The organism is Brevibacillus antibioticus (assembly GCF_005217615.1).
Lineage (GTDB): Bacteria > Bacillota > Bacilli > Brevibacillales > Brevibacillaceae > Brevibacillus > Brevibacillus antibioticus.
This window is the reverse complement of the sequence record NZ_SZNK01000001.1, coordinates 1,932,463-1,946,177: the sequence shown is the minus strand read 5'-3', so window position 1 is coordinate 1,946,177 and position 13,715 is coordinate 1,932,463. Positions and strand designations below refer to the sequence as shown.

Annotated in this window: 13 protein-coding genes; 8 read left to right on the top strand and 5 right to left on the bottom strand. The window is 44.2% G+C overall.

The genetic code is table 11. The features are described 5' to 3' along the window. The first annotated feature begins 246 nt into the window (after positions 1-246). Positions 247-1,668 (top strand): serine hydrolase domain-containing protein, encoded by a 1,422-nt coding sequence (locus E8L90_RS08850; RefSeq protein ID WP_137029028.1) that lies wholly within the window; start codon positions 247-249, stop codon positions 1,666-1,668. A 24-nt stretch (positions 1,669-1,692) separates the two neighbouring features. Beyond that, the gene (locus E8L90_RS08845; protein ID WP_137029027.1) at positions 1,693-2,529 is read left to right on the top strand and encodes a M55 family metallopeptidase; all 837 of its coding nucleotides are present in this window, start codon (positions 1,693-1,695) and stop codon (positions 2,527-2,529) included. A gap of 55 nt (positions 2,530-2,584) precedes the next feature. Here the strand turns inward: E8L90_RS08845 and E8L90_RS08840 are convergent, their stop codons facing one another. Then, positions 2,585-3,247: an S-layer homology domain-containing protein gene (locus E8L90_RS08840; RefSeq protein WP_137029025.1), complete on the bottom strand. Its 663-nt coding sequence runs from the start codon at positions 3,245-3,247 to the stop codon at positions 2,585-2,587. A 224-nt stretch (positions 3,248-3,471) separates the two neighbouring features. After that, positions 3,472-4,179: a C40 family peptidase gene (locus tag E8L90_RS08835; protein ID WP_208759419.1), complete on the bottom strand. Its 708-nt coding sequence runs from the start codon at positions 4,177-4,179 to the stop codon at positions 3,472-3,474. A 147-nt stretch (positions 4,180-4,326) separates the two neighbouring features. Here E8L90_RS08835 and E8L90_RS08830 point away from each other — a divergent pair, with 147 nt between their 5' ends. The 3 genes from E8L90_RS08830 (at position 4,327) to E8L90_RS08820 (ending at position 6,963) form a co-directional block, all read left to right on the top strand. Further along, positions 4,327-5,013, top strand: a complete 687-nt coding sequence (locus tag E8L90_RS08830) for a response regulator transcription factor (protein ID WP_137033346.1) — start codon at positions 4,327-4,329, stop codon at positions 5,011-5,013. Between the two features lie 12 nt (positions 5,014-5,025). Then, positions 5,026-6,390, top strand: a complete 1,365-nt coding sequence (locus tag E8L90_RS08825; protein WP_137029023.1) for a sensor histidine kinase — start codon at positions 5,026-5,028, stop codon at positions 6,388-6,390. Positions 6,391-6,525: 135 nt separating this feature from the next. Beyond that, on the top strand, positions 6,526-6,963 hold the full coding sequence (locus tag E8L90_RS08820) for a hypothetical protein (protein ID WP_137029022.1): 438 nt from the start codon (positions 6,526-6,528) through the stop codon (positions 6,961-6,963). A gap of 147 nt (positions 6,964-7,110) precedes the next feature. Here E8L90_RS08820 and E8L90_RS08815 read toward each other — a convergent pair whose 3' ends face one another. Continuing rightward, positions 7,111-8,007, bottom strand: coding sequence for a LysR family transcriptional regulator (locus E8L90_RS08815; protein ID WP_137029021.1), 897 nt, complete (start codon positions 8,005-8,007; stop codon positions 7,111-7,113). A 127-nt stretch (positions 8,008-8,134) separates the two neighbouring features. On the opposite strand from E8L90_RS08815, the gene E8L90_RS08810 reads away from it, so the two are divergent. The 3 genes from E8L90_RS08810 to E8L90_RS08800 all read left to right on the top strand — a co-directional run bounded on the left by E8L90_RS08810 (position 8,135) and on the right by E8L90_RS08800 (position 11,581). After that, positions 8,135-8,818: an MOSC domain-containing protein gene (locus E8L90_RS08810; RefSeq protein WP_137029020.1), complete on the top strand. Its 684-nt coding sequence runs from the start codon at positions 8,135-8,137 to the stop codon at positions 8,816-8,818. Positions 8,819-9,034: 216 nt separating this feature from the next. Continuing rightward, the gene (locus E8L90_RS08805; protein WP_137029018.1) at positions 9,035-9,604 is read left to right on the top strand and encodes a cupin domain-containing protein; all 570 of its coding nucleotides are present in this window, start codon (positions 9,035-9,037) and stop codon (positions 9,602-9,604) included. 156 nt (positions 9,605-9,760) lie between these two features. Then, positions 9,761-11,581 (top strand): PAS domain S-box protein, encoded by a 1,821-nt coding sequence (locus tag E8L90_RS08800; protein ID WP_137029017.1) that lies wholly within the window; start codon positions 9,761-9,763, stop codon positions 11,579-11,581. A gap of 320 nt (positions 11,582-11,901) precedes the next feature. Here E8L90_RS08800 and E8L90_RS08795 read toward each other — a convergent pair whose 3' ends face one another. Continuing rightward, positions 11,902-12,183 (bottom strand): hypothetical protein, encoded by a 282-nt coding sequence (locus E8L90_RS08795; protein ID WP_137029016.1) that lies wholly within the window; start codon positions 12,181-12,183, stop codon positions 11,902-11,904. A 286-nt stretch (positions 12,184-12,469) separates the two neighbouring features. Further along, entirely contained in the window at positions 12,470-13,669 is a 1,200-nt protein-coding gene (locus tag E8L90_RS08790) for an MFS transporter (RefSeq protein ID WP_137029014.1), read from the bottom strand. Positions 13,670-13,715: the final 46 nt, after the last annotated feature.

The window sequence follows — 13,715 nt, the reverse complement described above, 5'->3', positions numbered from 1 at the left end:
GCCAAATGTGTAGGCGGTTTTTTGTTGGTAGAAGGACTTAGAATAGAATGTGTAATTAAATAAGATTGATGTTCGTGTTATTAATATTCCTTATTTTCAGAATTGTATATTGCTGTTTGTTCATCTGCCGCTTATAATTCTACTAGTGCATGAACTTCATATCCTCATTTTTTTGAAGTGTATACTTCTGAATCGAAACAGAAATTGCTTTCCTGTTTGCAAGTATTGAACCTAAGGAGGCATGACATGAAGATGTATGAGTGGGAAGCATCATTTGAAGCATACGTCCAAAGGCTGATGGATGATTTTCAGGTTCCGGGTGCGATCATTGCCGTAGCCAAAGACGGGGAACTCACTTATGAAAAAGCGTTTGGTTATCGGGACCGCGAAATGCATACTCCCATCGATCTGGATACGGTATTTGGCATCGGGTCGATTACGAAGTCGTTTACATGCATGGCGATCATGCAGCTTCAGGAAAAAGGAAAGCTTTCCGTGCATGATCCGGTTATCACCTATTTACCTGAGTTTCGCACACCGGACGAAGCCCAAACAAAAAGCATTACCATTCATCACTTCATGACACATACCCTCGGATTTCCACCACTTCCATCTCTCATTCCCGCAATGCTACCTAGCTTACAAGCCGATTCGACAGCAGAAGAGTTACTTCAGCATTTTGAAGCGCAATGTAAGCATTCAATCGATACCTTCGAAGACCTCATGGCATATATCGAGAAATTGCCCTTTGAATTGCTGGGACCTGCTGGGACAGAATTCAGCTATTCGAACGAAGCTTTTGGCTTGCTTGGGGCAATTATTGAGCGTGTCAGCGGCAAAACATACGAAGCCTATGTCCAAGAGCATATTTTACAGCCACTTGGCATGGAACGAACCATTTTTCATGTGGAGGAATTAGGCGAGGACGACAATGCTACCATGCTGTACACACCGCGCATGAATGATGGTGCTCGTGAAGTAGTGCGGGCCCCCGGTTGGTGGGATGCTCCCTCCATGCGTGCAGCAGGCTTCCTCAAATCGTCCGCACGTGACATGCTTCGATATGCGGATGTTTATCGGACAGGCGGGCTTTCAAATGGAGAGAGAATCATCTCGGGAGATAGCGCGTCACAAATGACGGCACCTCATGTCCGTATTGATTTGAGTCGCAGCTATGGTTACGGACTCGGCGTGTTTCCATTTACCCAAGATTACACGTTATTTACCCATACCGGCGGTTTAAAAGGGATGACCGCGCAAATGTTCATCGTCCCAGAGGCGGGAGTAACTGGCATTCTTTTGACCAACATGGATGATGCCCCCATTTCCAATCTGACATTAGGATTATTGAATAGCATGTTCGGTCGCCCGCTCGAGACGCAGTTCGCCACGTTTTCCGAATGCGAAGTACCGCTTGCTTACTTGCAGCAATGTCCCGGTACATATAAATCCGGAGAAGGGGACGCAGTAGAGATCAGGTTGGATGAAGCAAAGAAACAGCTCGTACTCATTCAAGGCAGTGAAGTCTTCCCGCTGCATTCCGTTGGCGAAGATACGTTTTTGTTCACGCGCCACAGCATCGATTCACTCATCCGCTTTGTTCGCCATCCAGACGGTGAGATCAAGCGCTTGGCGTTGGGATCGCGCCAACTGCCCAAAGCAATCTAATCAAAGATAGGGAGGAGGTTTCTCATGAAGGTGTTTATTTCGTTGGACATGGAAGGGATCTCCGGACTAAGCGAATGGGAGGATGTGATCCCAGGTCGCAGACATTACGAAGCGGGGAGACGACTGTTGACACAAGATGTCAATGCGGCGATTGAGGGTGCACTGGAAGCCGGAGCTACCCAAATTATCGTCAATGAATCTCATGGACCGATGAACAATATCATTTTGGAAGAATTGCATCCACAGGCAGATGTCATCCGTGGTTTTTTCAAGCCTCTCTGTATGATGCAGGGGATCGATAGTAGCTGCGATGCCGCATTTTTCATCGGTTATCATGGAAGGGCGGGAACAGGAGATGCGGTACTCAATCATACATTGTCTGGCCTCGCTATCCATCGGCTTATCTTAAATGGCAAAGAAGTGGGCGAAGCAGGGTTAAATGCTGCAATCGCTGGAGCCTTTGGTGTCCCTATCGTACTCGTTACCGGAGATTCCCAAACGGCTAAAGAGGTGGAAGAAGATATCCCCGGAGTCTTTACGGTCGCCGTGAAAACAGGGATAACCGGACTCTCATCGCAAGCGATGCACCCCGTTCGTGCGAGAGAGCTGATCCGTCAGCAAGCAAAAGAAGCATTGCTCCAACGCAGTACAGTAAAACCGCTTGAACAAAAAATAGAGAACACGATAGAAGTCGAGTTTACGAAGTCACAATTTGCCACAGCAGTCAGCTGGATGCCAGGAATTGAACTCATCGAAGGACGGACAGTACGCTTCCATTCGCATGATCTTGTCAGCATGATGCCCGTCTTGCAAGCGATGCTGTTGATAACCGGGCAAGTGAATCGGATGATTACTGGTTAAGTAAACCAAAAAATGCAGCCCCTCATCACGAGGATCGCTGCATTTTTTGTTCGATTTAGGTCTGTGGCTTATGGTTTTTCAAATACGCAAGGGCATTATATATCATTTCGGCTGCTTCTTCACGCGTGATGGGCTTTTGCGGATGGAGCCTGTTTTCCTTATCCAATCCGATAATATCTCTTGCCAAAGCCCGTTGAATGGAGCCTTGATAATCCACGGTGAGCTCGTGATCATCTCGGATTTCTACTGGTACTAGTTTGATCATGGGCAGATTACCCTTGGTCTCCATGACTCTCATTAGCTGGTGAATGAACTGCTCTTTGGTCCATTCTGCATTCGGATCGAGATCAGCTGGTAACTCCAATCCGTTCACAGCCGCTATGATCAGACTCTCTGCATACCAAGCATCGTTATCCGCTTTGGAAAAAAAGTCAGTGGCTTGTGGAGCCTTTATAAAACGGATCGCTGCCAGACTCAAATCGAAGGCATTTACCATCAGTTGAACACCTTGAGCCGCCGTTATCGTTTCGTCAGGTGCAAATTTGCTATCATCCACGCCTTTTATTACACCTTGTTGCTGTAAGGCAAGAATTTTATCTTTCGCTCCCGATTGGGCAAGATCCGTAAAGGGAGTCGTTGCGGCAAAGCTTGGTTGGGCGAATGACACGGTTAACAATGCAAGGAAGGATAGAGAGACCAGATTTTGTCTGACATTCATGGGCAGCCACCTCGTATTTTTTGAAGTTTCACTCCATTTGACGAGGAACAATTGACAACGTTTCAGCTTTCTTTTGCATGCTGATCGACTTTCAAAGGACCACACCGAACATCATCTGGGTACACCGATTTGTAGGTATACCGCACAGCGTCAGTTTTGAGGAGATCATGAAAAAGACTGCTGAAGCTCTCAGCAGCCTTTTTGTGTTTCGTCCAAGAAGATGATTAAATCACACGTCTTCCAAGCTCAAAACGTTTTTCCCAGGAAGTCCCTTTGAAGTTTGTAGTCGTAACACCCGGTTTCCCGTACGTATGCAGCAGCTTATTGTCTCCAGCGTAGATGGCAACATGGGTAATGCGAGAAGAGGAGCTACCGTAGCTGCGGAAGAAAACGAGATCTCCTTTTTGTAGCTGATCCTTCGAAACTTTTTGACCGACTTTGGACTGTTGTCGCGAGTCTCGCGGCAGATTTACTCCGACCTCTTTAAACACTCGTTGTGTAAAGGAAGAGCAATCAAATGTACGTGTTGTTTTTTTGCTCGAACCGTATTTATAGGGTACGCCTTTATACTCCAATCCTTTTGCGATGACCTGATCGGCGATGTCGGAAGAGGGAGTAGAAGTTGAATCTGTTGCATTTTGATCTGATGGAGCAGTGATAGCATCTAACTGTTTATTCTGGCTATTATCGGTAGTACTATCCATATTGGGTGTCGGGTCGAAGGTAGTCCCATCTTGCACCATTTCTTCGATATTTTGTTGCAGGTTCAGATCATTCTGATGTTTTTTCTGCTGTTTATCCTGATTATGTGTAGTTGTGAAGGTGAGACTTGTCTCAGAAGCCGCGTAGGCTTGTCCGTTCATGAGAAGAGAAGTTCCCATTAAAATAGCTACGACCGTAGTAGTGGTACCTTTCCAGTTTCGCTTTGTCATGATGTTCCTCCTTCTGAATGGTTGAACTTGTTGTATGTTTCTCATCCACGCTCTTATCGTACAGAATAAAACTTAGATTCCCGGTAGAATTTCATGAGAGTTTCCTGAGAAAACTGTTGGTAAGATATTCAAATGGAGATGATAGGCATGCCTACGCCAGATGGAAAAGGCTATTTGCTGCTTGTTGAAGATGAACATAACTTGGCCAGATACCTGCAGTTGGAGTTGGAGAATGAAGGATTTTCGACGGATATTGAATACGAAGGACTTTCCGGATTAGAAAAGGCACTGACGATTGAGTACGATCTCATCCTCCTAGATGTCATGCTGCCTGAATTATCGGGGATAGAATTATGCCGACGCATTCGGGAAACCAAAGATGTCCCCATCATCATGATCACGGCTCGTGGAGAGGTTCCGGATATCGTGACGGGATTAGACAGTGGAGCCAACGACTATCTGGCAAAGCCGTTTGCCATCGAGGAGTTGTTTGCCCGGATTCGGGTCTTATTGCGTCAGCGGGACTCAAAAGCGAACCAGGAGATAGTGGTGGGTCCCGTGCGTATCCAGCCCAACGCGCGGCGAGTGTTCCTCGGTGAAGAGGAAATCATGTTGACCCCACGCGAATTTGATTTGCTTCATTATTTGGTTCAGAACAAGGAGCAAGCAGTCTCGCGAGAGCAAATTCTCACAGCCGTTTGGGGTTTTGACTTTATGGGGAATACCAACATCGTGGATGTGTATATCCGGTATTTGCGGAACAAAATTGAAAGTGATCCATCCGTCAAACTGATACATACTGTTCGAGGAATCGGCTATACACTACGAGATTAAAAGGAGAACGCAGTGCTTATACATCGTAGATACTCACTCAAATGGAGACTGACGCTTTTTTTTAGCTCTGGTATGCTGGTTTTGCTTTTCTTCTTGTCCCTTTTTATTTTTTTCAGCACCTCCAATCTCGTCCATCAACATGAGCAAAAATTACTCAATCAGAAAGCAACGGCCATCGCAGCCGACCTGAAAACGGAAATCACCGAAGAAGCATCGCTGACGATTACCTATTTAACTCGTTTGTTAACCAATTACGCTGACGTCAATCAATTCATCAACATCAGCGACCAAACCGGCAAGGAAATCGCCTCGATACAGGGAGCCAATTGGAAAAAAGAGCCGGAAGACTATTATACAAGGACCTTGGTCGCAAAAGAATCTGTACAGCTACCGTTCACATCGGAGCTTTTGTTTGTACAAATTTCTACTACGACAGAAGCGCTTGAATGGTATTTTTCCATCTTGCTCACGATTCTTTTTCTCTCTTCCTTTTTTACCTTGCTACTCTCGGCGATTGGAGGCTATTGGTTGAGTAACTGGGGACTGAAGCCTCTCGATCATCTTATCCAGCAAATCCATTCTATTTTCCCTCAACGTCTCTCCCAACGAATTCACCATCATCACGTAGAGACTGAAATCTACGAGCTAATCCATGCTTTTAATCTGTTGTTAGATCGTATGGAAGAAGCAATGGTCTATCAGCAGCGATTCGTCACAGATGCCTCCCACGAATTGCGTACACCGCTCTCGATTATCGAAGGATATGTAAGTCTTCTGCAAAGATGGGGGCAGCACAAACCTGAAGTAAGAGACGAAGCACTCGCTGCTGTTGAGCAGGAGTGTAAACGACTGTTCAAACTCATTGATGACCTGCTGTCTTTAGCCAAATTGCAACATACCTCTCAACTAGGGTCATCAAAAGTCGTGCAGCCATTAACCCCTCTGCTTCTTGAAGTAAAGCAAGCGTGGGTACCCATTTTCCCTCCACAAATTAAGCTGCTTTTTGAATGGGAAGAAGCGCTTGTCCTATTGATGGATCGGGAGCGGATTCGACAGTTATTGGACATCCTTTTGGACAATGCACGGAAATATACAGATGAAGGACAAGTGAAGGTACGAGCATATGGGGATGAAGAGGCCGTGCACATTGTAGTAGAGGATACAGGGATCGGTATTCAAGCAAAAGAGATTCCCCACCTTTTCAAGCGATTTTATCGTGTGGACAAATCCCGTACGCGAAAAAGGGGAGGAAGCGGGATCGGTCTGGCCATCGCCCAAGCGATTGTCGCGGATCACGAGGGAAGCATTTCTATTGCTCCTTCCAAGGATAGAGGCTTGATTGTTCATGTTTTGTTGAAAAAAGCGGAAATGGATTGACGACACGAATGATGAACAATGGGGCTTTGTGAGCGTGTGTTCCAGAGCCTTCGTTTCTCATGGTGTTCTCGTTTATCAACCTGTAAAATGAAAGGGAGTCAATACAAAGAGTCATTCTTGACGGAGGTGCTCAAAGTGGGTAAGACACATAAATACATACAAAGCAAAATCGAAATTCGCAAAGATCAGTTGAAGGGTTTTCAGCATCCCCAATATGTCATTACAATCAATGACATCACTTTGAATGACTATTTGAATCAAAATACGCAGAGTCGTTCTTTTGATTTATTAGTTCCACCTATCGGACTTTTTGATAATCGGGATCAGCAAAAAGTCCTTGAATTGCTTTCTTTTACAAATGTAGCCCTTCCTATTTTGGTTTGTTCGGATGACATGGATTTCTCTTGTACAGTTGTCGCCACGAATGTAGAGGAAGCGAAGGATTACATCATTTGGAAAACGTTCGGATATGGCGTGGACATGTCAAAACCGATTAATGTTCCTCCATTAACATTTGAAAAAGACCTGTATAGAGAATTTGTTGAAGCGTTCAAAGGTTTTATTCAAAAGTAATTTACGTATAAAGCACCCGTGAAAGAATGCCCTGATCATATTTCCTGCGGGAATGATTAATAATGATAGGCATTACCTATCGAAATGATAACAACGATGCTATTGAACAATAATTCTTCTCGTCATAAACTGATCATGACTCTCGCATCATCGAACATCATCGTGTTTTACTGTGGCAATTAACTGCTCCATAAAGACTCGGCTTGCTGCACACAAATACTTATTTTTCCGGTAAACGATACCGATTTGCGCCGTGATAGTGGGCTGTTGGATCGGAATCGTGCGAATCCGTTTATCATCGATATAGTCGAGGTAGCCTTTCGAAAGTACCGTGACACCGACTCCTTGCCTGACCATATTGGTAATCGATTCCATTGTGGTCATCTCCAAAACTGGCTGGGGCGAGAAGCCCAGCTCCTGACACCTTTCATCAATCAACTGACGCAAAAAGTACGTGTTGGGCAATAAAATGGCGGGGGTTTCTTTCAAAATCGCAAGCGAAACAAACGGTTCCTTCGCGATCGGATGATCCACAGGTACTCCTAATGCCAGACTCTCTGTATAGAGCGGAATGGTTTCCAGATCGTCATGCTCCATAGGCAAAAAAACAATCCCCAGATCGAGTTCGTTTTTCAAAAGTCCTTCATAAATATCGCCAGTTCTTAAACCGAAAACGGACAATTCAACCTTGGGATAACGCTGGTGAAACTTGATAACAGTAGGCGGGAGCAAGTAATTGACAACGGTCAGCAGTACACCAATCTTTAATGCGCCTCTGCTTAAGCCTTGTAGCTCGCTAATCGCTGCACGTGCCTGTGACAACTCATGAAACACCTGATAGCTATGGTGAAGCAATGTTTTGCCTGCTTCCGTCATAACGGTTCGTTTGCCGACGCGATCAAACAAGGGCATACCGATATCATGCTCAAGCAGACGGATTTGCTGACTGAGTGAAGGCTGCGCAATGCCCAATTTCTCGGCAGCGCGAGTAAAATTCAACTCTTGGCACAATGCCATAAAGTACTCTAATTGCTTGAGCTCCAATGACCATCCCTCCGGCGTTTTATGATCAAATAATAGGTTTTTCCTATCATTATAGAACAAACCATTATGGTTTAGTATGAATGTAGTGCCAAATGAGCATTTCCATAAAAGAATGAGGTGATCGCTTGTGAATATCGAAATCATGTCACTGAATGTAGGTAAACCCAAACAAGTACAATATCAAAACAAAGAGGTTTCTACTGGCATTTACAAAACCCCTGCAACAAAAGCTCTTTATTTATCCTTTTTGAATTTCGAGGGAGATGGACAGGCAGATCTGGTCCACCATGGGGGCAAGGAGAAGGCCGTATGCGTCTATCCGTATGAACACTACCCATTTTGGGAAGCTGAATTACAGAGAGAGCTGACAATCGGTGCCTTCGGTGAAAATCTGACGATTCGGGGATTAGTTGAGACGGACGTATGCATCGGCGATATCTTTCAGCTAGGGGAAGCAATTGTACAGGTCAGTCAACCGAGACAGCCTTGTTATAAATTATCCGTGCGTTACGGTGTGCCTGAAATGTTGGGTAAGGTCCAAGAGACCGGCTATACTGGCTTTTATTTTCGGGTGCTAAAAGAAGGGCTTGTATCTCATACGGATGGATTGATAAGACTCTCTTGTCACCCAAAAGCGATCACAGTCTCTTATGCAAACCGAATCATGCATCAAGAAAAAGAGAATATGGACGGCATGAAAAAGCTGTTGGAAGTAGAGGAGCTGTCCTCAAATTGGCGAGCGACCTTTACTAAACGATTATCCGGCATAGAAATTGATACGCGCGAAAGGCTGACAGGCAACCAATCATAGCAACAGCCATTTCAGTAATACGGACAACAAGCTTGCATGGAAGTGATCTCGAATCCCCCTAAAAGGAGTATTCGCTAACGCCTAGGGGTCAGTCTTTACTGCCAATTTTGGAGGCAAAATGAAGAACCATCCGAAATTGCTCTTCAGATAGTTCCCTCCCATCAGGTAACCACATAGGCTAAAGGGTAAATCCTTTACACGGGAGAGGAGATTGAGATGTACAACAACTCTTACTATTACTACCAATGGCATTATCCCATGCTTGCCAGCTGGAATAATAACCATTTTCACTATGGTTGGAGTCCTCATTATTACAGTTGGAACCATGCAAATGGGAATAGAAACCTGAATCCTTATCAGCGTACCATCGAATTGAGAGACTATGGACCAAATCCATTTGTCGTGAATATTGAGCAAGCCACTAAGCAAAACAACACGTTCCGTACGGCATTATGGACAGGGAAGCACTTGCAGGTAACGCTGATGAGTATAAACGTTGGAGACGACATTGGTTTAGAAATTCATCCGAATACGGATCAATTCATCCGCGTGGAAGAAGGTCAAGGACTTGTGCGGATGGGGGATCGCAGAGATCATTTATATTTTGAACAAAGAGTCAACGATAGCGATGCCATCATGGTTCCTGCTGGCATGTGGCACAATGTGATCAATACGGGTAATACGCCGCTTAAAGTATATTCAATCTACGCGCCACCTCAACATCCATTTGGTACCGTTTATGAGACGAAAGCCAGTGCCATGGCTTCTGAGGAAAGCCATCAATAAGAATCGAGTGCATAAGAAATGGTCAGTACGGATCGATGCCGCTCCTATTTAAGGGGCGGTATTTTTTAGTGGAATAGATATTTTCTCAAGGATATTTTCAACTAACATAGAATATTATCCTTATTCACAATCTTTATTTAAGGAAGGTATAAACCTATGGATAAAGAAGCTCAGCGAATCAACCTTAGACGAGAACAGATCAACATGAACGAGCTGCTTCAGTCACTGGTTGAAACGACTACAGATGCGATTTCAATTAGGGACATGCAGGGTAATATACTTTTTGTGAATAGTGCTTTTGAAAAAATCTATGGTTGGACATATCAAGACCTGCTGAATGATCCGTACTGTCTCGTACCTGAAGACCTCATTAACGAAACAAAGGAAATTTTCCACGAGATTAAATATGAAGGAAGTAATATTACGGGCTATGAGACTGTGCGTCAACGAAAAAATGGCCAGATCGTGCAGGTTGGTCTAACCGCTTCCCCTATAAGAGATACGGAAGGAACAATCGTAGGCACTTCAGTCATCGCCAGGGACATAACAGACCGCAAAATGGCGGAAGAAGCACTCGTGAAAAGCGAGGCAAAGTACCGCATCCTCGTAGAAAATACGAGCGATGTGATTTGTCAATATGATGTACACATGAATAATCTTTTTGTATCTCCTTCTATCGAACACCACTTGGGATACACACCGGATGAATTCCTCCAAACGAATAGTTTTGATCTCATTCACCCTGATGATGTCCATATCGTGAAAGATATGCGTTCCTTAATCTCGACGCATTCCCATAATGTTCAAATGGAGATCAGATTACGACATAAAAATGGGTCATGGGTGAATTGGGAGTCGCGTTGTGTACCAATCATGTCTGAGAACAATGTGGTTGAAAGCCTTCTATTCGTTTCACGCAATATCACCGAGAGAAAACACTCCGAAGAGGCTTTGCGCAAGAGCGAGGAACAGTATCGATTCATTGCTGAACACACGGCAGACTTCATTTCCGTGATGGATAAGCACGGTCATGTCTCGTATAGTTCACCTTCACATGTGAAGAAATTAGGGACGAGCCAAATTATTTTTGAAAACATACATCCAGAAGATGCAGCACTCGTCTGGGAGCGATTTCTCACGATGATTCAGTTCGATATCCCTGTTACATGTGAGTATCGATACAAACTGGAAAACGAGAAATGGATCTACCTCGAATCAAGAGGGATGCCGTTCTTTAGCTCAGATGGCGGAAATCAATACTTCATCAACATTACACGTGACATAACGGAGAGGAAGCAGAACGAAGAACTTCTCCGCAGAACAGAGAAGTTGTCCGTAATCGGTGAATTGGCTGCAAGTATCGCGCATGAAATAAGAAATCCGCTTACGGCATTGAAAGGCTTTATCCAATATTTGCGGCCAACACTATCGGGGGGCGCCACTTATACAGACATTATGTTGTCCGAGCTAGATCGAATCAACTTTATCGTGAGTGAGCTACTAGTATTGGCCAAACCGCAAACGCTGAATGTGAAGCGGATTCTTTTACATCCTCTAATTGAAAGTGTGGTAAAGTTCCTTGAATCAGAAGCAAATCTAAATAACATTACGATCAACACAATATTCAGCCATATTCCGATAGCGATTAATGGAGAAGAAAATCAGGTAAAACAGGTCTTTATCAATCTATTAAAGAATTCCCTGGATGCTATCACAGCGAATGGCATTATCAGCATAGAAACGACATGTGTACAGAATAACCAAGTGCTGATTCGCTTTACCGACAATGGATGTGGCATTTCCAAAGAGTTGCTGCCTAGGCTCGGCGAACCTTTTTATACCACGAAAGAGAAAGGAACGGGCTTAGGTTTACTTGTCAGCCATAAAATAATGAAAGATCATCAAGGAACCATTACCATCTCAAGCGAGATTAACAAGGGTACCACCGTAGAAATCATGTTTCCCATTTCGAAATAGGAAGGTGGTCCCAATGAGTGCATTCACCAAATCCCCACCTAACATTTGTGACGGCCCTTGCTATTGGACCGCTGATCAAGCAGTTTATTCGGATGTTGTTCAGAGAAAATAAAGTAGTAGACTATTCAATCCTTCCATACAAAAGGCCAGTCAAAACACAAAAATAAAGTGTTAGACTGGCCTGGTTGATTGAGCTATCGTGCCCGTTAGCGTAATGGATAAGCAGCTCTGTAGTTCCTTATTGTTCATAATAGGGGTATTATCGGCTTGCTATTAATCGAAATTTGTAGCTTCATTTTGCTGAAAAAATGTGAATTTGATTAAGAGAACTCTTCTTTTCTGATCGCTATAGACGGGTAGTGTTCAAGAGTTGTTAGGTCTGTGTCCAATGGCACACTATAAACCATATAGTAGTCTTTTGAATCGGAAGTTGATACTAGTTTTTCTATTTTTTGTTGAGCTAACTCCTTATTGGTTGTAGCAAATACTACTGATACAACACCGACTTTATTATTTTCCAGTGCTTCTATAGAACCTTTCATTATAATTTTTAAGGCTTCTTCTCCATTTAGTCCTAATGCAATATATTCATTTTGCGTCATAAGAAATCCCTCCGTTTTTATTCATCTTCATTTCAATATTGCGAATACCCAATGAATTCAATATCCAACCATATCCATTTTATCACATGATTCCTCCCCTTCATAAAAGTATTGTGAGAGTATCGAAAATGCCCGTTAGTTGAATAAGAGGCGCCAGTCTAACACTTTATTTCTCAGTCTAGTACTTTATTTTTACGGAATAGATGTGGGAGAGAATTTTGGCAAGACCGTACGAAACAGCTTAAACCAGAGCAAAAGAAAAAGGTACTCAAATGGAGTACCCTTTTCAACTTTGTTGCAGCTTGCGTTCAGCCAGATAGGATGCGATTCCCAAAATCAGACCCAGTCCGACGAGCACAGCACCGACCCATGGGAGGGAGGTAATAGCAAGATGAGTAATAACCCATCCGCCAATGAAAGCACCAGCAGCATTTCCTAGATTTCCTGCAGAATGGCTGGAGGTAGAAGCAAGCGCTGGTGCATTCTGTGCGAGATTCATCACGCGTACTTGCAGCCCTGGAAATACAGCGAAAGAAGCAGCTCCCCAAAGAAAGATGGTCAATACGGCAGCTATTGGACTATACATTGTAAACGTAAACAGCGTCAGAATGATGCATATCGTAAAATAAAGTCCGAGTACAGCAGGCATCAGCTTCCAATCCGCAAGCTTTCCGCCCACGATATTGCCGATGGTCACTCCACAGCCGAAGAGGACAAGAATCCACGTTACATGATACTCAGCAAACCCGGTAATTTGCGTCAGCAGAGGTGCAATATACGTAAATACGGTGAATAAACCTGCATTGCCAAGTGCTCCGATCAAGAGGTACAGAAGGAGCTTGGGCTTGAGAAGAGCGGTAATTTGTCCAGTGATACTCCCCGTGTTCTCTTGCCGCATGTTTGGCACGAAAACGAGTATTCCGATTAGCGCTATCATTCCCATGATCGCAATGGAGCCAAATGAGGCTCGCCACCCCATGTGTTGACCGATGAAAGTCCCCAAAGGCACACCAATAATATTAGCAATCGTCAGACCTGCCATCATAATGGAAACGGCTGCTGCACGTTTGGCAGGACTTACAAGACTAGAGGCTACAACAGCCCCAACCCCAAAGAATGTCCCATGCGTCAAAGCGGTGATCAGGCGTGCTGCCATCAATATCTCGTAATTAGGAGCAAAAACAGAGATTCCGTTCCCGAGAATAAAGAGAACCATAAGGAGACAGAGTAGCTTCTTTTGGGGAATCCGGTGAGTGAGGACTGTCAGTATCGGTGCACCGACGGCTACGCCTAGTGCATACATGGTAATGAGTTGTCCCGCAGATGAGATACTCACATTCAAATCCTCTGCAACATTCGGCAGTAGACCCATGATGACAAATTCCGTCATCCCAATGGCAAAAGAGCCCACGGTAAGAGAGAGCAAAGAGATAGAAGGTTTATCCTTGTTAACTTGTTTCTTTGTAGTAGTTTGAGATAACTCCATGAAGTCAATACAACCTTTCTGCCGTATAAAATCCCTGTTGAATTGC

Coding starts and splice junctions, on each gene's coding strand:
- E8L90_RS08790 (WP_137029014.1), bottom strand. CDS start 13,669: ATGGAGTTATCTCAAACTACTACAAAGAAACAAGTTAACAAGGATAAA.
- E8L90_RS08805 (WP_137029018.1), top strand. CDS start 9,035: ATGTACAACAACTCTTACTATTACTACCAATGGCATTATCCCATGCTT.
- E8L90_RS08800 (WP_137029017.1), top strand. CDS start 9,761: ATGGATAAAGAAGCTCAGCGAATCAACCTTAGACGAGAACAGATCAAC.
- E8L90_RS08795 (WP_137029016.1), bottom strand. CDS start 12,183: ATGACGCAAAATGAATATATTGCATTAGGACTAAATGGAGAAGAAGCC.
- E8L90_RS08830 (WP_137033346.1), top strand. CDS start 4,327: ATGCCTACGCCAGATGGAAAAGGCTATTTGCTGCTTGTTGAAGATGAA.
- E8L90_RS08840 (WP_137029025.1), bottom strand. CDS start 3,247: ATGAATGTCAGACAAAATCTGGTCTCTCTATCCTTCCTTGCATTGTTA.
- E8L90_RS08845 (WP_137029027.1), top strand. CDS start 1,693: ATGAAGGTGTTTATTTCGTTGGACATGGAAGGGATCTCCGGACTAAGC.
- E8L90_RS08835 (WP_208759419.1), bottom strand. CDS start 4,179: ATGACAAAGCGAAACTGGAAAGGTACCACTACTACGGTCGTAGCTATT.
- E8L90_RS08850 (WP_137029028.1), top strand. CDS start 247: ATGAAGATGTATGAGTGGGAAGCATCATTTGAAGCATACGTCCAAAGG.